Annotated in this window: 20 protein-coding genes, 2 tRNA genes and 1 pseudogene; 8 read left to right on the plus strand and 15 right to left on the minus strand. The window is 66.7% G+C overall.

Annotation, left to right across the window (positions count from 1 at the left end):
• Positions 1-86: 86 nt before the first annotated feature.
• The 11 genes from ACHMWU_RS25350 to ACHMWU_RS25400 form a co-directional block, all read right to left on the minus strand.
• Complete coding sequence (locus tag ACHMWU_RS25350) at positions 87-731, minus strand: GGDEF domain-containing protein (protein ID WP_396048205.1); 645 nt, start codon at positions 729-731, stop codon at positions 87-89.
• Positions 632-1,183: a GAF domain-containing protein gene (locus ACHMWU_RS25355; protein WP_396048207.1), complete on the minus strand. Its 552-nt coding sequence runs from the start codon at positions 1,181-1,183 to the stop codon at positions 632-634. Before ACHMWU_RS25355 ends, ACHMWU_RS25350 begins: the two co-directional genes overlap by 100 nt.
• 141 nt (positions 1,184-1,324) lie before the next feature.
• Positions 1,325-1,414, minus strand: a tRNA-Ser gene (locus ACHMWU_RS25360).
• A gap of 70 nt (positions 1,415-1,484) precedes the next feature.
• Positions 1,485-1,964 (minus strand): hypothetical protein, encoded by a 480-nt coding sequence (locus ACHMWU_RS25365; RefSeq protein WP_396048209.1) that lies wholly within the window; start codon positions 1,962-1,964, stop codon positions 1,485-1,487.
• A 60-nt stretch (positions 1,965-2,024) separates the two neighbouring features.
• A tRNA-Ser gene (locus ACHMWU_RS25370) sits at positions 2,025-2,116 on the minus strand.
• A 43-nt stretch (positions 2,117-2,159) separates the two neighbouring features.
• Positions 2,160-3,203 (minus strand): hypothetical protein, encoded by a 1,044-nt coding sequence (locus ACHMWU_RS25375; protein WP_396048211.1) that lies wholly within the window; start codon positions 3,201-3,203, stop codon positions 2,160-2,162.
• Between the two features lie 9 nt (positions 3,204-3,212).
• Entirely contained in the window at positions 3,213-3,998 is a 786-nt protein-coding gene (locus ACHMWU_RS25380; RefSeq protein WP_396048213.1) for a carbon-nitrogen hydrolase family protein, read from the minus strand.
• A gap of 46 nt (positions 3,999-4,044) precedes the next feature.
• On the minus strand, positions 4,045-4,866 hold the full coding sequence (locus tag ACHMWU_RS25385; protein ID WP_396049214.1) for an LPXTG cell wall anchor domain-containing protein: 822 nt from the start codon (positions 4,864-4,866) through the stop codon (positions 4,045-4,047).
• Complete coding sequence (locus tag ACHMWU_RS25390) at positions 4,835-6,640, minus strand: hypothetical protein (protein ID WP_396048215.1); 1,806 nt, start codon at positions 6,638-6,640, stop codon at positions 4,835-4,837. Before ACHMWU_RS25390 ends, ACHMWU_RS25385 begins: the two co-directional genes overlap by 32 nt.
• The gene (locus tag ACHMWU_RS25395; RefSeq protein ID WP_396048217.1) at positions 6,637-7,788 is read right to left on the minus strand and encodes a hypothetical protein; all 1,152 of its coding nucleotides are present in this window, start codon (positions 7,786-7,788) and stop codon (positions 6,637-6,639) included. The genes ACHMWU_RS25390 and ACHMWU_RS25395 overlap by 4 nt, the downstream gene beginning before the upstream one ends.
• Positions 7,785-12,587: an isopeptide-forming domain-containing fimbrial protein gene (locus ACHMWU_RS25400; RefSeq protein ID WP_396048219.1), complete on the minus strand. Its 4,803-nt coding sequence runs from the start codon at positions 12,585-12,587 to the stop codon at positions 7,785-7,787. Before ACHMWU_RS25400 ends, ACHMWU_RS25395 begins: the two co-directional genes overlap by 4 nt.
• Positions 12,588-12,754: 167 nt before the next feature.
• On the opposite strand from ACHMWU_RS25400, the gene ACHMWU_RS25405 reads away from it, so the two are divergent.
• The 6 genes from ACHMWU_RS25405 to ACHMWU_RS25430 all read left to right on the plus strand — a co-directional run bounded on the left by ACHMWU_RS25405 (position 12,755) and on the right by ACHMWU_RS25430 (position 16,399).
• Positions 12,755-13,726, plus strand: coding sequence for an NAD(P)H-quinone oxidoreductase (locus ACHMWU_RS25405; protein WP_396048222.1), 972 nt, complete (start codon positions 12,755-12,757; stop codon positions 13,724-13,726).
• Positions 13,727-13,762: 36 nt separating this feature from the next.
• On the plus strand, positions 13,763-14,098 hold the full coding sequence (locus tag ACHMWU_RS25410) for a nuclear transport factor 2 family protein (RefSeq protein WP_396048224.1): 336 nt from the start codon (positions 13,763-13,765) through the stop codon (positions 14,096-14,098).
• A gap of 14 nt (positions 14,099-14,112) precedes the next feature.
• Entirely contained in the window at positions 14,113-14,544 is a 432-nt protein-coding gene (locus ACHMWU_RS25415) for a proteasome activator (RefSeq protein ID WP_396048226.1), read from the plus strand.
• Positions 14,487-14,633 carry a hypothetical protein gene (locus ACHMWU_RS25420; protein ID WP_396049215.1) on the plus strand — a complete coding sequence of 49 codons (147 nt, stop codon included), beginning with the start codon at positions 14,487-14,489 and terminating at the stop codon, positions 14,631-14,633. Before ACHMWU_RS25415 ends, ACHMWU_RS25420 begins: the two co-directional genes overlap by 58 nt.
• 137 nt (positions 14,634-14,770) lie before the next feature.
• Positions 14,771-15,268 carry a transcription factor WhiB gene (locus ACHMWU_RS25425; RefSeq protein WP_396048228.1) on the plus strand — a complete coding sequence of 166 codons (498 nt, stop codon included), beginning with the start codon at positions 14,771-14,773 and terminating at the stop codon, positions 15,266-15,268.
• Between the two features lie 189 nt (positions 15,269-15,457).
• Positions 15,458-16,399: a hypothetical protein gene (locus ACHMWU_RS25430; protein ID WP_396048230.1), complete on the plus strand. Its 942-nt coding sequence runs from the start codon at positions 15,458-15,460 to the stop codon at positions 16,397-16,399.
• 77 nt (positions 16,400-16,476) lie between these two features.
• Here the strand turns inward: ACHMWU_RS25430 and ACHMWU_RS25435 are convergent, their stop codons facing one another.
• From ACHMWU_RS25435 to serS, 3 genes and pseudogenes are all read right to left on the minus strand, one after another.
• Positions 16,477-17,061, minus strand: coding sequence for an HAD family hydrolase (locus ACHMWU_RS25435; protein ID WP_396048232.1), 585 nt, complete (start codon positions 17,059-17,061; stop codon positions 16,477-16,479).
• Positions 16,952-17,257: an HAD family hydrolase gene (locus ACHMWU_RS25440; RefSeq protein ID WP_396048235.1), complete on the minus strand. Its 306-nt coding sequence runs from the start codon at positions 17,255-17,257 to the stop codon at positions 16,952-16,954. The genes ACHMWU_RS25435 and ACHMWU_RS25440 overlap by 110 nt, the downstream gene beginning before the upstream one ends.
• Positions 17,254-18,533, minus strand: a pseudogene (gene serS, locus ACHMWU_RS25445) (serine--tRNA ligase). The gene ACHMWU_RS25440 and the pseudogene serS overlap by 4 nt, the downstream one beginning before the upstream one ends.
• 72 nt (positions 18,534-18,605) lie before the next feature.
• Here serS and ACHMWU_RS25450 point away from each other — a divergent pair.
• Entirely contained in the window at positions 18,606-19,499 is an 894-nt protein-coding gene (locus ACHMWU_RS25450; protein ID WP_396048238.1) for a phosphatase PAP2 family protein, read from the plus strand.
• Complete coding sequence (locus tag ACHMWU_RS25455) at positions 19,423-20,265, plus strand: diacylglycerol/lipid kinase family protein (RefSeq protein ID WP_396048240.1); 843 nt, start codon at positions 19,423-19,425, stop codon at positions 20,263-20,265. The genes ACHMWU_RS25450 and ACHMWU_RS25455 overlap by 77 nt, the downstream gene beginning before the upstream one ends.
• Here ACHMWU_RS25455 and ACHMWU_RS25460 read toward each other — a convergent pair.
• Positions 20,232-20,702 (minus strand): SRPBCC domain-containing protein, encoded by a 471-nt coding sequence (locus ACHMWU_RS25460; RefSeq protein WP_396048242.1) that lies wholly within the window; start codon positions 20,700-20,702, stop codon positions 20,232-20,234. The genes ACHMWU_RS25455 and ACHMWU_RS25460 overlap by 34 nt on opposite strands.
• Positions 20,703-20,760 lie beyond the last annotated feature (58 nt).

Genomic DNA, 20,760 nt, shown 5'->3' on the forward strand with positions numbered 1-20,760 from the left:
GGCAGACCACTCTCCTCGCCGGCGCCCTGTCGATCGTGATCGCAGCTGCTGCAGGAGCTTGCTGCGACCCGAACGCTTCGCCGCACTCAGCGACATCGTCGCCAACACGACGGGCGGCACGATCGGCGCGCTGTTGTGCGTGGTCGGTCGGTCAGGTCTGGAACTCTTCCGAGACCACCGCGCACGGCGAGTGTGACCGCTTGGCAACATACTGCGCACGGTCGGCGGCAGCGAAGCAGCTCGGACGACTTGACCGGCGAGTCCCTCGTCAGCTGAGCCGAAGCGACACCGGCTGAGACGCTGACCGCGAGCGGCGCCGACGACACCTGCCGGCACACATCGTCGATCGCGCCGACGACGAGCTCCATCGGTCGGTCAGCCACGATGACGGTGAACTCGTCGCCGCCCACCCGTGCGACGGCATTGGGACCGAGCAGGTCGAACGTGGCGGTCAGTGCAGCGGCCACGGCCAGGATCTGTTGGTCGCCACTGGCGTGACCCTTGGTGTCGTTGACGTTCTTGAGCCCGTCGATGTCGACCGCGACGATCGTGACCGTGCGGACTTCCCCGTCGGGAACCGTGAACACCTCGGCTGCGCGGTCGTCGAGCCCGCGCCGGTTGAACAGACTGGTCAACGGGTCGTGGAAAGCCAGGTCTTCCAGATCGGCCTCCCTCTGCACCCGCGAGATGGACGATGCCAAGATCGCGGCCAGCACCTCGGCGTACGCCAACGCCTCGTCGTCGAAGACTTCCTCGTCGACATAACGGGTCGCATAGAGCCGGCCCACACGACGCCGTCCACGATGATCGGGGTCGCGAGGGACGAGCCCTTGCCGAGTCGGTTCAACAGCTCGCGCTCGCCCGGGATGCAGTCGGGGTCGTTGATGCTGTCGACCAGGCTGCGCTGCTGACGCATCGTGCCCATCAGCCGGGCATCGCCTTCGATCGGGTAGACCTCGTCCTTGGGCCATCGCACTTCGCCCGAGCCCAGGTCACCCACGTTGATGGCCGTGCGGACCAAGTCGTGCTCTTCGTCGATCCGACTGATCGAGACGCTCGCGGCACCTAGCGCGCGACGCGCGTGCTCGGCAGCGAGCTCCAGCAGATCGGTGATGCGGTGCTCGCGCACGAGGACGTCGACCATGTCGGCAAGACTGCGTAGGCCTAACGTCTCCCGTCCCACGTGCAGCCACCTCTTGTCTCCCCGGAGACCCAGTTTATCCGGCATCGTTGATTCGACTGGCTGAACGCCCAAACGTGAGCACACCAGATGAGAATCGTCCCGAACACAGAATGACCAGCGCCGAAGCGCTGGTCATTGGTCTGGCGGAGATGGCGAGATTTGAACTCGCGAGAGGTTTAAACCTCAACCCGCTTAGCAGGCGGGCGCACTAGGCCACTATGCGACATCTCCTCGCTGCACCTGCAAAGTGCAACCGGAACAGGATACCGACCGCTCCCCGCACCCGGTGACCCGGGCTGGTTCAGACCTGCTCCGGTGGCTCCGGCGACTCGGGGGTGTGTCCCGTCGGATCGTATCGGCTGTAGCCGTTGGCGGTGTTGAGCCGCTCGCGAACATCGGCTGCCAGCTCGCTCGCCCGCTTGCCGACATAGGCCAGGGGGAACACCAGAACCCGCTCGTTGCCGCGGTCGAAGAACAACCGCAGGTTCTCGACCGAGACGTCCTCGACCTCTGACCACTCGATCTTGACTCGCTTGACCGTCATCGGTCCGCCGAGCTGAACTCCCGTGGCATCGGTGCGCGCGACATGAGGCGGCACTGCCAGGACCCGCACGGCGTTCAGGAGCAGCAGGACGGCCAGCACACCCAGCGGCTCCCACACGATGAACGCCAGGGCCGCCGCAGCGCCGGCCACCACGAGGTGCAGGCCGATCGCGGGAAGCACGAACTGGCGGTCGAGTCGGTACTTCGTCACTTCGGACGGCGTCACTTCAGAAGGCATCGTGAGAGATCTTGGTCGGACTGCGTCGTACGGATGGACTGGTCGGTGCAAGTGGACTGATGGCAGAGGGGGCGGGATTCGAACCCGCGGCTGACATTGCTGCCAGCGAGCGCTTTCAAGGCGCTTCCGATCGGCCGCTCCGGCACCCCTCCTGGGTGGCAACGCCGGGGCGCTGCACCGGAGACCAGTATCGCATCACTTGAGTGCAGCAAAGCGGGGAGGTTCGACTCGCTCGATCGGTTCGATGGCCCGCGCCGCCCGGGCCGAGCGTTCACGCATGACGTAGTGCCGGACGATGAGCCCTACGCCGAGCCCCAGGATCACCGAGTACAGCGTCGACAGGCCGACGTACGTCGGGAAGGCGCCCGGGGTGACGAGCGACGTCGTCAGCACTGCTGTGCCGATGACGGCGAACACCAGGACCCACCAGCCTTCGCGCCGGGTCGACCTCATCGAGACCCCCACGATCAACGCCGGGAAGCCGATGAAGACCTCGACCGGACGTGGCACGCCCTCGAAGTTCTGCCGGCTCCACACCACGATGTCGCTGAACAGGTCGACGACAGCCTGCGAACCGTGCGTGCGGACGAAGCTGCTGTACGCCAGGATCACCAGCAACAGGGCCGCGACACCTGCCAGGATCGCCAGGTTCTGCCGCCCCAGTCCATGCAGGCCGGCGCCGAGGTTCCAGACCAGGGCGATCGCGACGACGAGCGAGACCATGACGACGATGAAGTTGAAGCGCTGATAGTTCACCGGAGCGTTCCAGGCGGCCACCGACACGGTTCCGCTCAGTGCCACGACCAACGCCAACGCGTACTCGCGGATCGCCGCGAGCACCGACGCGGCTGGTCGGGTCACGAGCACGGCCCAGACGGCCGCCAGCACGGCGCACACGACGGCCGAGGACGCCAGCAGGAAGTACGTCTCCAGCACGACGGCCGCTGTGCCGAGCGCCGTCACGATCGGCACCCAGATACGCATGTGACCGCCGCCGCGGTGGATCAGCCCGATCGTGAAGACCAGCATGAGCAAGGCTGCCGATGGCCTTTCGACCCAGCCTGGGACGTCGACGGCCACGACCGAGCTGGCCGCGCCGAGCGTCCCGACGACCCACATCGAGAAGACGCCGATCATGACCAGGCGCGCGGTACGTGCCGATCCGAGACGGGGCTCACGCGTCGGCAGGTCGTACTCCGGCGCGACTGATGCGTCGAGTCGCCGGCGACCGCCCTGCACAGGAGAAGCTCATGGAGTCTGACAGATCCTTCGGTTGACCAGCGACGGATTGACCTTCCGCGCTTCTGCGACCTCGGCAGCGTCAAGCGTCGTGCGCACGATCTCCTGCCCGGAAGAGGCCTCCACCACGATAGAGCCCCAGGCATCGGCAACCAAGGAATGGCCCGTGTAGCGATCGCCACCCTGTGCCGCCGCCACGACGTGCACGGTGTTCTCGATCGCCCGGGCAGCCAGCAACGTGCGCCAGTGGTCGAGCTTGCGATCGCCTGCGACCCACGCCGCCGGCAGGACGATCGTCTCGGCTCCCGCATCGACGAGCGCGCGGGCCAGCTCGGGGAATCGGAGGTCGTAGCAGGTCATCAGACCGACCTGCTGGCCGGCGATCTCGACGACGACCGGCTCGATCGCACCGGGCGACATGCGGTCGGACTCGAGGTAGCCGAACGAGTCGTAGAGGTGGATCTTGCGGTACGTGGTGCGCAGCGCTCCGTCGGGTCCGACGACGACGAGCGTGTTGTACGGCAGTCCGTCGGTCTGCTCGAACATGCCCGCGATGACCGTCGCGTGCAGCCGCCTGGCCTCGTCGGCCACCAGCGACACGAACGGTCCGTCGAGTGGCTCTGCCACAGCAGCCAGATCGTGGTCGGCCGAACCGAAGTCGTGCATCGCGGCTTCGGGCAGGACGACCAGGTCGAGGCCGTCATCGGCGGACAGCTCGGACAGCTGCGCCGAGATGGACTCTCGGTTGGCAGCCGAATCGATGGCTGAGGCGCGCTGGACGAGTGCGATACGCATGCCGACCATCTTCTCAGGTGAACCCTGAGAAGACGGTCGGCTCACGTCAGAGGTGCTTCCCAACGACCTGCGGAGACTTCGGCCGACGGCGAGCCACGAGCACTCCACCGCCGAGCACACTCAGCAGACCTGCCAGCAGCAACCACAGCGCCGGGCCTCCGGTGTCGGGAATCAGGCCGTTGTCGTCCTCGGCCGACGGTGCTGTCGCCGTCGCGTCATCGCTGAGCACGCCGCTGTCGACCGCCTTGTTGCCACCCTCGACCGTCGCGACGTTCACGATCTCAGATCCGTCGTCGACCGTGATCGTGGTCGTGATCTTGATCGATGCCGACTCGTCGACTGCGAGCGCTCCGTCGTAGTCGCACGTCACGACGCGTCCGCGAGCCGAGCAGTCCCAGCCTTCGCCCGTGGCGCTGACGTACTTGAGCCCCTTCGGGAGCTTGTCGGTGACCCTGATCGCCTTGGTGGTCTCGGTCGGGCCGTCGTTGGTGACCGTGATCTCCCAGACCGCCTTGTCGCCCTTCTGGCTGTCGAGCGACTTGTCGATCGTCAGGACCGCGCTGCCGTCGACGGGCGACTCGATCGTCGACGTGTCGTCGGCCGGATCGGTGTCGTTCGACGGGGTGGACACCTCAGCGGTGTTGCTGACCGTCGGGTACGCCTTGGCACCCACGTCGACCGTCAGGGTGATGACGTCGGTGGCGTCGACCGCGAAGTCGCCGTCACGTTCACACGTCACGGCTGTCCCCGCAGCGGCGCACGCCCAGCCATCGGCCGTGCCGGACGCGAACGTCAGACCCGCCGGAAGGGTGTCTGTGACGGTGACCGGGCCGGGATCAGGCGTCGGTCCGTCGTTGTGGACCGTCAGCTTGTAGACGCCCGGCTGACCGACCCGGAGCGTGCCGTCGAGCTTGCTTGTCGACGCTCAGGTTGACCTTGGCTGGCACGACGACCGAGTCAGTCGCCTTGTCGTTGGTCTCGTCGGTGTCGTTGGACGACGTGCTGACGTCGACCACGTTGTCGACACCGGGGTAGGCCTCAGGAGTGACCTCGACCGTCACTGTGATGGGCTCGGCATCGGCTCCCGGAGCCAGTGGCTCGTCGAGCGCGCACGTCGCGGCCTCGTCGGAGCACGTCCAGCCTTCGCCCACGGCGCTGACGAACGTCAGGCCGGTCGGCAGCGTGTCGGCGATCTTGACGTCGCGGGCCTCGGACGGTCCGGCGTTGTTGACGTCGACCTGGAACGTCAGCTGGGTGCCGACCTCGACCGGTCCCGCATGCGACTTCGTGATCGACAGGTCGACCTCGTCGGTCGGCGTGACGGTGTCGTCGTCATCGTTGTTGGTCTCGTCGGGATCCGGGGTGTCGGACTCGACGACGGCCGAGTTGACGAGCGTCTCGCCCGACTGATCGGCCGCGACGTCGACCTTCATCTCCAGCGCAGGAGCACTGGTCTCGGGCAGCAACGGATCGGTGCTGACCAGGGTGCACAGCACCTGCTGGCCGAGCTCGGAGACCGCGTCCGCCACGCACGACCACGCGTCATTGGCCGACAGGTAGGTCATGCCCGGGGGCAGCGTGTCGCTGATCGTGATCGGCGACAGCGCGTTCGACGGACCGTCGTTGCTCGCAGTCAGCGTGAACGTGAAGGGCGTGCCGGCCACCGGGGTGCCGCTGTGGGTCTTGACCAGGCTCATGTCAGCGCTGGTCGTGACCTCGACGGTGTCCTCGGACTCGTTGTCGTCCGGGTCGTCTCCTTCGGTCGAGGTCGAGACCTCGACCGCGTTGGTCAGCTCGGTCTCAGCGGCAACCCCGCTGCCGACCTTGGTGACCACGGTGATGTCCGGAGCGACGCCCGGTGCCAGCGTGGCTCGCGTGCAGCTGATCGAGCTGTCGGAGCACGTCCAGCCCTCACCGCTGATCGAGACGATGCTGAGCCCGGCTGGAAGCGTGTCGATCACCGAGATCGAGTCGGCTGTCGAGGGGCCGTCGTTGGTGACCTTGATGGTCCACGAGACGTTGTCGCCCGCATCGACCGTGTCGACCGCAGCCGCCTTGGTCACCTTGATGTTCGCCTGGTCGTCGATGACCGTCGGATCGGTGTCGTTGTTGTTGTCGGTGTCGGGATCGGTGTTGGGGCCGTCGACCGTCACGACGTTGTTGACCGTCGCCGGACCAGCGCCGACACCCACGTCGAACGTCAGGCTGAACGTCGAGTCGGCATCATCGACGAGACCGCCAGCGTGCGTGCAGACGACCTTGCCTTCGTCGTCGTCCTCGCCCAGCTCGCAGGCCCATCCCGTGCCGGAGAACGAGTCATAGGTCATGCCCGTGGGGATGACGTCCTTGACCACGATCGGGCCGTCGGTGTCGGACGGACCGTGGTTGGTGACCTTGACCGAGTACTTGACCGCCTCGCCGGCGATGACGTCGACGTCTTCGTCGTGCGACTTCTCGACCTCGAGGTCCGACTTGAGGTCGGGCGTGTTGATGTCGATGTCGTCGTCGCCGGTCGGGTCCTCGGTCGCCGTGACCTTGGCCGTGTTCTCGACCGCTCCGGTGTGGCCGGAGGCGATCTTGACCTTGATCTTGAAGTTCTCACTGGCGGCGGCGCCGATCGAGCCGTCGAAGTCGCAGGTCACGGCTGACCATCGGCCGCGCACGTCCAGTCGTCGTTGCTCGTGCCTCCGGGGACGAACGACATGTAGTCGGGCAGCGTGTCGGTGACCTGGACGTTGGTCGCCGTCGACGGACCGACGTTGTCGACCGTGATGTCGTAGGCGAACGTGTCACCGGCGACAGCGGGCTGCGCACCTGTGTACGCCTTCTCGACCGTCAGCGTCGTGGTGCGCGTCGGCGCGGTCGAGACCTCGTCGGTGTTGTTGGTCGTGACCGGATCGGTCGTCGGACCGCTGACCGTCGCAGAGTTGACGACGTTCGCCGTCTGCGACGCCGGGATCTTGGCCACGACGGTGATCTGGTTGGCTGCCGTGCCGGAGGCGAGATCGTCCGCGCGTTCGCACGTCACGACGCCCTCGTCCTCGGAGCAGTCCCAGCCCGTGCCGGTGGCCGACACGTACGTCGAGCCGGCGGGCAGGGTGTCGACGACCTCGATGGTGCCGCGCGACGTCGAGGGACCGTTGTTGGTCACGTCGATCGTCCAGGTGGCGCTCTCGCCGGCCTTGACGATGGTGCCGCCGAGGTTCTTGTCGATCCTCAGGTCGGCGCGCGTCGTGACCTCGACGGTCTCGGTGTCGCGGTTGTTGTCGGTCTCCGGGTCGTACGTGTGGCCCTTGACGCGCGCGGTGTTGACGATCTCGGTGCCGTCGGCCAGATCGGAGTCGATCAGGCCGCTGGCCGTGATGACCGGCGCGCTGTCTCCGGCTGCAAGATCACCGTCGAGGATGCAGGTCCACTGATCCTCGTCAGAGTCGCAGACCCAGTCGTCGCCGTCGTCGAGGGTGAAGCTCGTGACGTTGTCCGGGATCGCGTCGGTGACCACGATGTCGGCCTTCGAGGTGTCATCGCCGAGGTTCTCGACCGCGATGTCCCACGAGTACCTCTTGCCGGCCACCGGCGTGCCGTCACCGGTCTTGGTGACCTGCAGGTCGGCGGAGTGGATCTGCGCCGAGGCATCGTCCGGACCGCCGTAGAACGGTGCACCCGTGATGCCGGTCGCGCCGGTCTTGTCCTCGGCGTTGATCGACACCGTGTTGGTGTGGTCGATGTCAGAGCCCGCGCCCGCGTCGTCGAGGGCGTCCTCGCTCGGTGTCGCGGTGTAGTTGATCACGATGGTCTTGCCGACCGCAAGACCCGTCGTGGCCAGGTCGGACCGCTGATCGTCTCGGGGTTGCCGGCATCGCTGGTCGGCGCAAGAGCGATCGCGGCCGCGTCGCCGACCTTGACTGTCGCGGTACCCGCGTCATATGCCCAGTTCTTGGGCAGCACGTCGGTGACGTCGACCTTGTAGGCCGGTGACTTGCCGTCGCTGGTCACCGTGATGCGGAAGTTCTGCGGCTCCCCGACGTACGAGACGGGGCTGCCGACGACAGTCTTGACAACCGACGTGTGCGGGAAGTCGGGCGTGACCTTGGCCGTTGCCTCGGCTCCGACGTAGGTGCGACCGTCCGCGATCACGGGAAGGCTGGTGTAGCGCGTCACCGTGGCGGTGTTGGTGCGAGCCGTGCCGTCCAGGGTGTTGGTCGCAGCGAGCTTCGCGTCGTAGGTGAACTGCTTGAAGTTGGGCGACGCGACCGTGAGGACGCTGATCTCCCAGGTGATGGTCCGGGTGCCGGAGTCATATGTGCCTCCGCCGGTGATGGTGTCCTCGTCGACGACCACGCCGGTCGGCACGACGTCCTTGACGACGACGTTGTGCGCATCGCTGACGTTGGTGCCACCCGGGTTGGATGCCCGGACGGTGTACGTGAACGTGTCACCAGGTGCCGGGGTCGTGTCGGAGACCGACTTGGTGATCGCGGTCTTCGGCTCCTGGATCGTGTAGGTGACTGCGGCCGACGAAACCGTGGCGTCGAAGGTCGCCGTGACCGACGTCGGATTGGTCTTGTTGGTCTTGTTCCAGGCGATCTTGGCGGTGTTGCTGCGGACCGTGCCGAGCACGTTGGTGGTGGTGGCCGGTGCGACCTTCGCCGTGAAGATGAGCGTGACGGTACGACCCTGCGTGCTCTCGGCGATGTCACCGAGGAACCAGCCGACGTTCTGACCGCTCGGCGTCAGCGACGCGTTGCTCGGGACCGTGCAGACCGTGGTGTCGGCGTTGAGGCAGGACACCGAGGACAGGGTCACGTCACTCAGGCCGGTCGGGAGCGCATCGGTGATCGACGCGTCGTAGAAGTTGACGTTGGCCGGCAGCGTCGCCTTGAGGGTGTACTCCGCACGTTCACCGACGATCAGCGTGTTGTCCGTGATTGCCTTGGTGATACCGGCCGGCGGCACCGTCAGGGTCTTGTTGTCGGTCGCCGTCAGCACCCGCTCGTTGGTCGTGGTGTTGCCGCCGTTGTTGAGGGTGCTTCCCGTCAGCGTGGCGACGTTCTTGTAGGCCTGGCCGCCAGCAGCGCCGGGCCCCACCTTGACCGAGTACTTCAGCGTCTGGGGCGTGCCCGCTTGGAGCGTGCCGACCTCCCACGTGATCGTCGTGCCGGACGATGCCCCACACGCGTCGGTGGAGATGCCGGGGGCCTGGCTCGCGCCACTGCCGAGCGCCGTGACGACGAGCCCCGCCGGGACGCAGTCGACGACGACGGTGTCGTACAGGTTCGGGCGGCCCGTGGCGTTCGACGCGGTGAGCACGAACTCGCGGGTCTCACCGATCGCCGGCGTGGAGTTCTGGGCCGGCGGGGTCGTCAGCGCCTTGGTCAGGGTCGGGTTCGGCTGGACGGGCGTGACGTCCGACGTGGCCTCGACCGGCGTGACTGCGGTGCCGCCATTCTCGGTCGTGTCGCTCTTGAACGTCGCGGTGTTGGTCCGGGTCGTCGTGCCCTCGTGTCCAGGCGCCACCCTGGCGTTGAGCTTCAGCTGGAAGACCTGCGGATCATCGGTGTCATTGGTCCAGGTCGGCGGCAGCGTCAGCACGCCCTGCGAGCTGATCGTCACGCCGGTAGGCAGCGGCCCGGTTGCCGGGTTGGCTCCCGTCGCGGAGTAGGTGCCGACCGTGCTGTCCGGGCCGACCAGCTCGATGCCGGTCGGCAGCACATCACTCAAGGTGCCGTTGTAGACCGTCGTGTGGGCCGGGATCGTAGCCCGGATCGTGTAGGTGACCGCCTCGCCCGGCACCGCCTGGGTTGCCGAGTTGTTGGTCTCGGTGATGCCGGTGACGTTGGTCTTGGTCAGACCGACCTTGGGCAGCTTGACCTGCGCGGTGTCCGCCGCGGCCGGAACGTCTTCCTGCTCGTCCGTCACGGTCGGGTCGATGTTGTCGGCCGGGAAGTGCGGGCTCGTGGTGCCGAGGTTCGTCGAGGTGTTGAACGTGCGCACGGCAGCAGTGTTGACGTACGCAGTGTCGACGGAGGTACCGACCGGAATCGTGACTTGGTAGGAGAATCCGCCCGTCGCACTCGGAGCCAACGTCGATGACACCGTCGCCCGGATGATGCTGTGGCCGCCCGCAGGCACTGAGTCCGCACAGACTCCACCGGACGTGATGAGCGAGACGTCCGCACACTTGAACGGCAGAGGCAGCTTGTCCCACACCTCGACGTCCTTGATCGGGATCGTTCCGTTGTTGGTGAACTGGACGGCGTACTTGACCACATCGCCCTGGACGACGTTCTGTGAATTGGCGTACGCCGTGTACGGGGCCTTCGCGACCCGCTTGTCGATGCTCACCGGTGGGATCGGCGGGACCCGGAAGTCAGCCTGGTCACGCAGCGACGAGACCTGACCGGCGCGGTTGTTCCACCGCGGCTTGGCCAGGTTGCCCTGCACGTCGACGACCGACTTCTCGTTGCCCTGCACGATGGCGCTGAGCCGGAATGCGAAGACCTGGTCCTTCAGGACGTACCGGTTAGGCGAGATGCCGGTGCCCGGACGGAACGACGCGGTGCCGTCGGCGAAGTCGGCCGAGATGGCCAGCTGGTTGACCGTCAGCGCTGCCGTGTTGACGCCGCTGACGAGCTCGAACGAGCCCGCCTCGTACGCCAGGTTGTCGGGCAGGAAGTCGGTGATGACCGGGTTGCGGGTCGAGCTGTCGTTCGGGAACGTCACCCGCACCTGGAAGCACACGCGGGAGCCGACCGTGAACGGCTGGTCGGCTGCTGCCGACTGGTTGTCGCGCCAGTTGCTCGTCTCGGGGTTGCCCCAGTCGCTGTCGTTGCAGCTGTGGACCGCGGACGTGTTGCGCAGGATCCGCTTGTCGAGCGTCGGCGAGCTCGAGCCGAACGACGCCGACGACTCGTCCTCGACCTCGTTGACCCCCGTCTCGCCGGTGTTGGCGATCGGTGTCGTCTTGCCCTCGAGGTCGACGGTGTTCTTGTAGCTGTCGCCCGCCGAGGTCTCTTCGTCGGTGCTGTTGTAGAAGCTGCGCAGCCGCGCCTTGAACGTGATTGTCGCGGAACGCTCAGCCGCCGACACGTCGGTCGGCTTGAACGTGATGACGAAGACTCCGCCGGTGAAGTCGACCTTGTCGATCGCCGGGTTGCCGGTGGCCGGAGGCTGGCACTCACCGGTGCCGGCCTCGGCCAGCGCAGCCGAGGTGTAGGTCGACGACGCCGCATCGGACGGGCACAGTCCGTCGGGCAGCGTGTCGACCAGGACGATGTCGGAACCGTCGGTGTACTCGCTGGTGCGCACCAGCAGCGAGTAGTCGATCTGCTGGCCCTGGGCGAAGCTGCTGCCGTTCGTGATCGACTTGGCGACCGCGATGTCTTCAGACGTCACCTTGACCTCGTCGGTCGCGCTGACCTCGAAGTCGGTCGCACCGTTGAGGTGGAGGCCCTGGTAGCGGCCCGTCGCGATGGCCCGGTTGGTGTACTGGATCTCTGAACCGGTCTCCCGCGTCGAGGCACCGGTGTTGTTGTCGAGGTTCGCGGTCGACACGAAACCTGCGCCGCTGGGCATGACATTGGCCTTCAGCGCGATGCCGGCGGCGTACTTGATCGTGTAGGTGCCATTCGCGGCGAGGTTGCTCGGCAACGTCCACTCGACACGGGTGTAGACGCCCGCGGGATAACCGGTCGGCAGGCCGCTGTTGACGGTCGTGACCGAGGTCGGTGCCAGGCAGTTCGCGCCGACAGCCGGCGTTCCGTCCAGGCGTCCTGCACCGGGGTACTCCTCGGTGCCGGGTGCGCTGTTGTCGACCTGGCCGCAGCCCAAGAACTCGAGGCCCGCGGGGAGGTAGTCGACGACCTTGATGCCATTGGTCGACTGCTTGCCGTTGTTGATGACTTCGAGCGTGTAGACCGTCGGGTGGTCGTGCACACCGCGGACGAGCTCACGCTCTGAGCTGGGCTCGGACTTCCGGAGTTCGAGCGCGCTGACGAGCGTCTCGGCGTCATCGGAGCTCTGGCTGATCAGCGGGTCTGCGATGAAGTCGCCGTCGGCGTCGAACTTGGCCAGTCGCCGTTCGTTGCTGCTGGAGTAGCCCGTTGCGTCGTTGGTGACCTTTGCGCCGACCGGGAAGACGTTGGCGTCGGGCTGGACCTTGTAGGTCAACGTCACGGTGGAGCCGTCGGGCAGGTCGGCGACGTTGTTCCAGATCAGGATCGTGCGTCCGGTGGGGTTGTTCTGGGCGTCCCGCTCGGGGATCTGCTGCGGATCGCCCACGCCGGTGGGTGCCGACGTCGAGACGTAGGCGACACCTGCGGGCAGGACGTCGCGGAAGGAGAGGTTGTACTGGAAGTCGGCGTCGCCATCGTCGGTCGGATTGGTCGCCCTGACCGAGTAGGTGATCGCGTCACCCACCAGGATGCTCTCAGGCGCGTCCTTGGCGACGCTGATGCTGACCGGCGCCGCCTCGACCGGCGCGATGACCGCGCCGAGAGTCAGGCCCGAAGCCGCCATCGTGGCTGCCAGCAAGACCGACACCCGCCGACGAGCTGGCTTGCCCGGGGCGAAAAAAATGACGCCGCGCACGGCGATTTGCAACAGTGTTTCCGAAATACATGTCCACGCTCCCGCAGATATCCAACCGAAACGTTTGAGAAATTGCCAATTAAAGTGGTCCATTCGTACAGAAATGGCTCAGCAGGACTAGTCACCCCTGACCCCATCGCACTACCGACCCCGCTACCGTGATGAGAATGCGCGCTGTCACAGCTCCCGAACCCGGCGGAATCGACGCCCTCGTCATCGTCGATCGCCCCGTCCCCGAACCCGCTGCCGGCGAGGTCCTGATCCGGGTGACCGCAGCCGGGGTCAACCGTGCCGATCTGCTGCAACGCCAAGGCTTCTACGACCCGCCGCCCGGCGGGAGCGACATCCTCGGGCTCGAGTGCTCCGGCGACATCGTCTCGGTCGGCGAGGGTGTCACCGACCTGCAGCCCGGCGCGCACGTGTGTGCACTGCTGACCGGTGGCGGGTACGCCGAGTACGTCAGCGTGCCCGTCGGCCAGGTCGCCACCGTTCCACAAGGTGTCTCGCTGACCGAGGCTGCCGGACTCATGGAGGTCGCGTCGACGGTCTGGTCGAACGTCTTCATGATGGGCAAAGTCCAGCACGGTGAGACGTTGCTGGTCCACGGCGGCGGCAGCGGCATCGGGACGATGGCGATCCAGATCGCGAAGGCGTTCGGCGCCAAGGTCGTCGTGACGGTCGGCTCGGCCGAGAAGGCTCAGTTCTGCACAGAGCTCGGCGCCGACCTGGTCATCAACTACCGCGAGCAAGACTTCGCCGAGGTCATGACCGAGGCCGGCATCCAGGCCGACGTCATCCTGGACATCATCGGCGCCAAGTACCTCGCTGCGAACGTGTCGGTGCTCGCGACCGCCGGGCGTCTCGTCATCATCGGCATGCAGGGCGGGATCAAGGCCGAGCTCAACCTCGCAGCGCTGCTGTCGAAGCGCGCCGCCGTCATGGCGACATCGCTGCGGGCCCGCCCCGTCGGCGAGAAGGCGGCGATCGTCTCGCAGATGGTCGCGCAGGTGTGGCCGCTGATCGCCGACGGCACCGTGCGTCCGATCATCCACGCGACCCTGCCATTGGAGGACGTCCGCCAGGCGCATCAGGCGCTCGAGGAATCGAGCCACATCGGCAAGGTGCTGCTGACGCTCTGAACGGGTTCTGTCAGTGCCTGCTGCGAGGGTAGAGCCATGCCCACCCCCGTCGAGCTGTACTTCGAGGCCTGGCAGGCCAAAGACCCCCAGATCTTGAGGCCCGTCCTCGCCGACGACGTCGTCTTCGACGGGCCCTTGGCCCACGTCGAGGGCGCCGACGACTGGATCGTCGCACTGCAAGGGCTCTTCGACGCCACGACCGCGCTGACGGTGCACAAGCGCTGGATCGACGGCGATGACACCATCACGTGGTTCGATCTCACGATCGGCCAGAGCGCCGCGATGCCCACGGTCAACTGGACCCAGGTCGATGATGGCCTCATCCGGCGGGTGCGCGTCGCCTTCGACCCACGACCCATGCTGGGTGGATGACTAGTCTTGACCCCATGAGCGAGCCCCAGCAGCCCCCGGTTGAAGCAACCCAGATCATCGGCCCCGACGGCCAGGCCGTGTCGATGCCACCTCAGGAGACCGAGCTCGGCGATCTCGTCGCGCAACCGGCCAAGGTCATGCGCATCGGCGGGATGATCCGGCACCTCCTCGACGAGGTGAAGGCCGCGCCGCTCGACGAGGCGAGCCGCGCTCGGCTGCGCACCATCCACCTGCAGTCGATCGAGGAGCTCAAGGACGGCCTCGCCCCCGAGCTCGTCGACGAGCTCGAGCGGCTGAGCCTGCCATTCGACGGCGAAGCACCCAGCGAGGGAGAGCTGCGCATCGCCCAGGCCCAGCCGTCGGCTGGCTCGAGGGGCTGTTCCACGGCATCCAGGCGGCGCTCTACGCGCAGCAGGTCCAGGCTCAATCGCAGCTTCAGAACATGAGACTGGCCCTGCCGGGTCCACATGACACCAAAAGTAACGATTCCGATACTTCTGGTGAAACGAGTACTTCTGGCGGCATGTACCTCTAGTATTTTTCCCAGATGTAACTGAGAACTACGCAGGAGTGACGTGGTTCTCATCTGGGAAGAGGGAGCCCATGACCATCTCGGTCGAGAGAGTCACGCCTTCGTGCGCTTCGGTGCCCGAGGTGTATCACGATGAACAGTTGCATTCCCCTCCTGCGCGCACCGACATCACGGCGGCCCAGTGGGAAGAGCTCAAGGTCAAGCGCGCCTGGGCGCACCGGCGCTGCGCCGGCTGCCCGGTGCTGATCGACTGCCTGTACCGGGCGATCGTCGAGGTCGACGTCTCGGGCTTCGTGGCCTGCACGACCGAGTCCGACCGGCAGAAGATTCGCCGCCAGCTCGGGATCCAGGTGCACCAGACCTCGACGACACCGTACGGCGCACCGCGGGTCGGTGGCGGGCCAGTGAGTCACGAGGCCGTCATGTCGGTCCGTCAGGCCTACCCCAAGGACACGTGCCACCAGCTCGCCGAGCGGCTCGGCTGCTCGACGTCGACCGTCAAGCGCCACCTGCGCCGGGCCCGGGAGGCCAAGCTCATCGAGGCCACCACCCACAAGACCGAGGCCGTGTCGAACCTCCCCACAGTAGACGCCGTCCTAGACGCCTTCGACCAGCTAGAAACCAGCCGCCTAGCCTAACGCCCGGGGGCCGCAGGCCCCAGGCCGAGGGTATCGGCGGTTTTAGGTCGATACCCTGCCCGCAACGACATAAAACCGCCGACATTCTCAGCGCGCGCGGGTGTCCACAGGATGGCCTCACGGGTGCGTCGTCCACAGCTTCCCCTTCGGGCGGTTCTCGCCTGGCCCCGTGCGGTGGACTTTGAGGGGATGCCCTACGTCTCCGTCCTTCCTGACTTCGCCCAGTTCCCGTTCACCCGCGAGCGCGCCTTGGCGGCCAACATCAGCGACACCGTGCTGCGCGGGAGTCGGGTGCGCCGCCTGTTCAAGGGGGTCTACATCCTGGCCACGGTCGACCTGTCTCTCACCCTCTGGCTGCGTGCTGCGCTCCTCGCTGCGCCACCCGGTTCAGTCGTCAGCCACATGACCGCTGTGCGGATGTACGGCTTCGACCTAGGCGATGAGGTGCCGTTCCACCTGTCGACCCGCGCCAAGACGCATACTCGGCGCGACGGAATCAAGCTCCACCAACGCAAGGCACCGATCTCGACCGTGCACATCGACGGCGTCCCGGTCACCGGGGCGAACCGCACCTTGGTCGACATCGCGACCAAGGTGGATCTCGTCCAGCTGATCCAAGCCATCGAGTTCATGGTCCATCACGGGCACACCAGCATGCAGTCCCTCGCCGACTACGCCATGCGCCGACACCTCGACGGCGTCAGGCGCATGCGGCGGGTGCTCCCGTATGCGCGTCACGGTGTCGAGTCGCCGATGGAGACATTCGTGCGGCTGATGCTGGTGCTTGCTCGACTGCCCGAGGGCGAGCCGAACCTGAACATCCACGACGAGCTCGGCACCTTCCTGGCACGTGGAGACCTCGTCTACGCCGCCCACCTGGTGCTGGTCGAGTACGACGGCTGGCAGCACGAGCGCGACGCCCAACAACGGGTGCACGACATCGGACGCCGAGAACGCCTCGAACAGGCCGGATGGCGCCTCATCATCGTCACCGTCGGAGACCTGCAGCGTCCCCACGCCATCGTCCGGCGCGTCCACACAGCCCTGGTCGACAGGGGCTACACCGGACCCGATCCCGTCTTCAGCACGATGTGGTTGACGTGGTTCGTCCCCCGCACCACCCCGGCCTAGCCCGAGATGTCGGCGGTTTTACGTCCTTGCGAACACCTCAACAACCTAAAATCGCCGACATCTCGGGCGGGGTGGCGTTACAGGTACTTCTGGAGCTCTTCTTTGAGGCCGTCTTCTTCGATCGAGCCTGTCACGGCGTCGGCGATCTTCTTGAGGGCTTCTGGGCCGTGGCCCATTGCCACACCGCGACCGGCCCACTCGATCATCTCGAGGTCGTTGTTGCCATCGCCCACGGCGAGCACATCTGCCTGGGCGATGTCGAGCCGGTCGCAGATGATCTCGAGGCCCGAGGCCTTCGACACACCGTCCGGCGCGAGGTCGAGCCAGGCCGAGTAGCCGATGAAGTAGTTGGTGCCCGTCAGACCGAGATCGTCGACGATCGCCGAGAACTCCTCAGCCGTGTGATCGGTCGACCGGATGACGACCCGCGTGACCGGCTCGGCGATCAACGACTCGACGTCCTCGACGATGAACTGGCCGGAGACCTCACCCTCGGGGAACGGCCGGTTGACCCGGAAGCCGACACCGATCTCCTCGACCGCGACGATCGCATCAGGGACGTACTCCATGACCCGCCGCACGGCGTCGCTCGCATCGAACGTCACGGCGTGCAAGATCTCGACCGGGTCGTAGGCGAAGACGATCGCGCCGTTGCTGGCCACCGCGTAGCCGTCGGTGAAGCCGCTTGCCCGTCGTGTCGAGCACCCCCGGAATCGCCCGGCCGGTCGAGATGACGATCTCGATGCCCGAGTCACGCAGGGCCCGCACGCTCTCGCGCACGGCCGCGCTCATCTGGTTGGAGCCGTCGACGATCGTGCCGTCGACGTCGAGCGCGATGAGGCGCGGCCGCCAGCTCACTTGGCAGCCGCGATCGGCCGCAGGACCTCACCCAGCAAGGGATGCAGCGCAGCGGGCAGCCGAACCGAGCCGTCAGCCTGCTGGCCGTTCTCTAGGATCGCGATGATCGTGCGAGTCATGGCGCACAGCGTGCCGTTGAGCGTCGCGGCCGGCGTGATTGCCTCCTCACCGCGGACCCGGATATCGAGGCGACGGCTCTGGAACTGCGTGCAGTTGGACGCCGAGGAGACCTCGCGGTACTTGCCCTGCGTCGGGATCCACGCCTCGCAGTCGAACTTGCGGATCGCCGAGAGTCCCAGATCGCCCGAGGGCGACATCGATGACCCGGTACGGCAGCTTCCAGCGCATCAAGCCAGGCGCGTTCCCAACCGAGGATGCGCTCGTGCTCAGCGGCCGCCTCCTCGATCGTCGTGTAGACGAACATCTCGACCTTGTCGAACCAGTGCACCCGGAAGATGCCGCGCGTGTCCTTGCCGTACGAACCGGCCTCCCGCCGGTAGCACGGGCTGAACGCCGCGTAGCGCTTCGGCAGCGTCGCACCGTCGAGGATCTCGTCGGAGTGATAGGCCGCCATCGGCACCTCGGAGGTGCCGACGAGGTAGAGGCCGTCCTTCTCGAGGTGGTACACGTCGTCGGCGGCCTGGCCGAGGAAGCCGGTGCCCTCCATCGCGCGCTCGTTGACGAGCGCCGGCGGGATCATCGGCGTGAATCCCCACTCGGCGGCCTTGCTCATCGCGAGCTGGGTCAGCGCCAGCTCGAGCTGGGCTCCGACACCCGTCAGGAAGTAGAACCGTGCACCGCTGACCTTGGCGCCACGTTCGGTGTCGATCGCACCCAGCATCTGGCCGAGCTCGAGGTGATCGCGCGGCTCGAAGCCCTCGGCGGCGAAGTCGCGCGGCGTGCCGACCGTGTCGAGCACGACGAAGTCGTCCTCACCACCTTGTGGGGCGTCGGGCGAGGCGAGGTTCGGAAGGGACTTCATCAGCGCCTCGAATGCCGCAGCGGTCGCGGTCTGCGCCGCTTCGGCGTCCTTGACGTCGACACTCAGCTGCTTGGTCCGTGCGAGCAGCTCAGACTTCTCGTCTCCCTGGGCCTTGGCGATCAGCTTGCCGAGGTTCTTCTGCTCGGCGCGGACCGCTTCGAAGGCGACGATCGCGGCTCTGCGCGACTCGTCAGCACTGACGAGCTCGTCGACCACGTCGGTCGAAAGTCCACGGCGCTGCTGGGCAGCCCGCAGGGAATCGGGGTCATCTCGCAGAATTCGGGCGTCAATCACGAGCTCAGCCTATCGTCCGGATGACCGACCTCCCGCCGTCGATTACCCTGGACCGACCCCTGAGGAGGACCTGTGGCGTTTGACCTGCGTCGTGCCGAACCCGGTCGACGATCGGTTCTCGGTTGGCTGGCTGCGATACCGGCGGCGATTTTCGTCATCCTGGCGATCTTCATCGCGACCGATGCGGGCCCGGTGCTCGACCTCGACGACGAGGTGGCCAACTGGGCGTACGACGTCACGGCCGGCCATGCAGGCTTCGTCTCCTTCCTCGACGCGGTCGCGGTGATCTTCAGCAACCTGGCCTGCGGGATCGCCCTGGCCCTGCTCGCGGCGTTCGCGCTGTACCGGCGCGAGCGGATGGTCGCGATCTGGATCGTGGCGAGCGGCATCGCCGCGATCGGCGGCAACGCCCTGCTGAAGCTCGTCTTCCAGCGGGACCGACCCACGTTCGTCGAGCCGCTGCACGAGATCGGCGGCTACTCGTTCCCCAGCGGCCACTCGGCCGGCGCGGCGATGTTCTTCACCGTCGCGATCCTGATGACGATCATCTTGACCGGCCGCGGCTTCAAGCGCCGCATCCCGGTGACGATCCTCGGCCTGCTGGCGATCGGGGTGGGCGCGAGTCGTATCTTCCTGGGCGTCCACTACCTCAGCGACGTCATCGCGGGGCTGTGCTTCGGCATGTCGGTGACGCTGGGCCTGTGGATCCTGCTCGTCACGAATGCCACCCGTCTGCCGCACGGCTCGCCGTCGTCACCGGCTCGGGACGCAAGCGTGTGGCCGTCGTCCTCAACCCGGTCAAGGTCGGGGACGTCGAGGAGTTCAAGGCCCGCGTGCGGCTCGTCGCCGAGCAGTCGGGTGGACCGAACCGCTCTGGTACGAGACGACGGTGGAAGATCCTGGTCACGGACAGGCCACGGCCGCGCTGCACGAAGAGGTCGACCTGATCATCGCCGCCGGCGGTGACGGCACGGTCCGCAACGTGTGCGAAGAGGTGGCCCGCACCGGCGTCGCGGTCGGCGTCCTGCCGCACGGCACCGGCAACCTGCTGGCCCGCAACCTCGGCATCCCGCTCAACACCCGTGACGCCCTCGATGTCGCGTTCGGCGGCCAGGACCATGCGATCGACCTGTCGACGTTCGAGACCGACTCGGCATCCCCCACGACCTTCCTCGTGATGGCTGGCCTCGGCATGGACGCGGCGATCATGACGGGCGTCAACGACCAGCTCAAGAGCAAGGTCGGGTGGCTCGCCTACTTCGTCAGCGGCGTCAAGGCGGCCCGCTTTCCGGCCATGAAGGTGCAGATCTCGGTCGACGACGAAGAGTTCAAGAAGTTCCGTGCCCGCACCGTGGTCGTCGGCAACGTGGGCTTCCTGCAAGGCGGTATTCCGCTGCTGCCGGACGCCCAGATCGACGACGGCATGCTCGACGTCGTCGTGATCGCGCCGAAGCGGTTCATCGGCTGGCTCGCGATCATCGTGCGGGTCGTGGGACGGCAGAAGCGGACCAACGAACGCCTTGACCGACTGACGGGCAAGAAGGTCGTGGTCAAGACCGAGAAGCCGGTCCCGATGCCGCTCGACGGCGACCCGGTCGGTGAGGGCCAGATGATCACTGCCGAGGTGCAGCCGGGCGTCCTGCTGGTGCGCGTGCCGGTCGCCCCCGGCTGCTGCCTCCTGATCCTGCGGCGAGCAGGTCAGAGGGTGGCCAGGACCTCGTCCATGCGTTGATAGCCCTCGATAACGCCGTGATCCATCCCGTTGTCGCGGATGCCGTCACGGTCGGCCTGGGTCAGGAACACCGATGTCGTGTGGACGCGGCTGCGTCCGTCACCCAGGTCTTCGACCCGCAGGGACTCGAACGACACGTGCCCCGGCAGGCCGAGCCACTCGAACGTCCGCAGTGTCAGCTCGGGCGTCGCGTCTCCGTGGAAGACCCCTCGGAATGCGAACTCGTCGCCGTCAGGACCGCGTTGGACGAGGGTCCAGGTGCCGCCGTGCTGGCTGTCGTTGGTGACCTCGACGTTCTCGTAGCCGCGCGGACCGATCCAGCGGGCGATCAGCTCGGGCTCGCTGAGCGCTCGGAAGACCTTGTCCGCCGGGTGGTCGAACTCGCGGGTGATCGTGATGCCGTGCGCTCCGTCGTTCTGGATGTCTACGTCGTTCATGATCGTGCTCCTCGTCCTGGTTGGTGGGCGGACTGGTCAGTCGAGCGAGTCGAGCAGC

The organism is Aeromicrobium sp. UC242_57 (genome assembly GCF_044452305.1).
In the GTDB taxonomy this organism is placed as follows: domain Bacteria; phylum Actinomycetota; class Actinomycetes; order Propionibacteriales; family Nocardioidaceae; genus Aeromicrobium.

Bases quoted from the DNA above. Each gene is read 5' to 3' on its own strand.
- ACHMWU_RS25410 (WP_396048224.1), top strand. From the start codon at position 13,763: ATGCCCACCCCCGTCGAGCTGTACTTCGAGGCCTGGCAGGCCAAAGAC.
- ACHMWU_RS25415 (WP_396048226.1), top strand. From the start codon at position 14,113: ATGAGCGAGCCCCAGCAGCCCCCGGTTGAAGCAACCCAGATCATCGGC.
- ACHMWU_RS25405 (WP_396048222.1), top strand. From the start codon at position 12,755: ATGCGCGCTGTCACAGCTCCCGAACCCGGCGGAATCGACGCCCTCGTC.
- ACHMWU_RS25460 (WP_396048242.1), bottom strand. From the start codon at position 20,702: ATGAACGACGTAGACATCCAGAACGACGGAGCGCACGGCATCACGATC.
- ACHMWU_RS25380 (WP_396048213.1), bottom strand. From the start codon at position 3,998: ATGCGTATCGCACTCGTCCAGCGCGCCTCAGCCATCGATTCGGCTGCC.
- ACHMWU_RS25430 (WP_396048230.1), top strand. From the start codon at position 15,458: ATGCCCTACGTCTCCGTCCTTCCTGACTTCGCCCAGTTCCCGTTCACC.
- ACHMWU_RS25365 (WP_396048209.1), bottom strand. From the start codon at position 1,964: ATGCCTTCTGAAGTGACGCCGTCCGAAGTGACGAAGTACCGACTCGAC.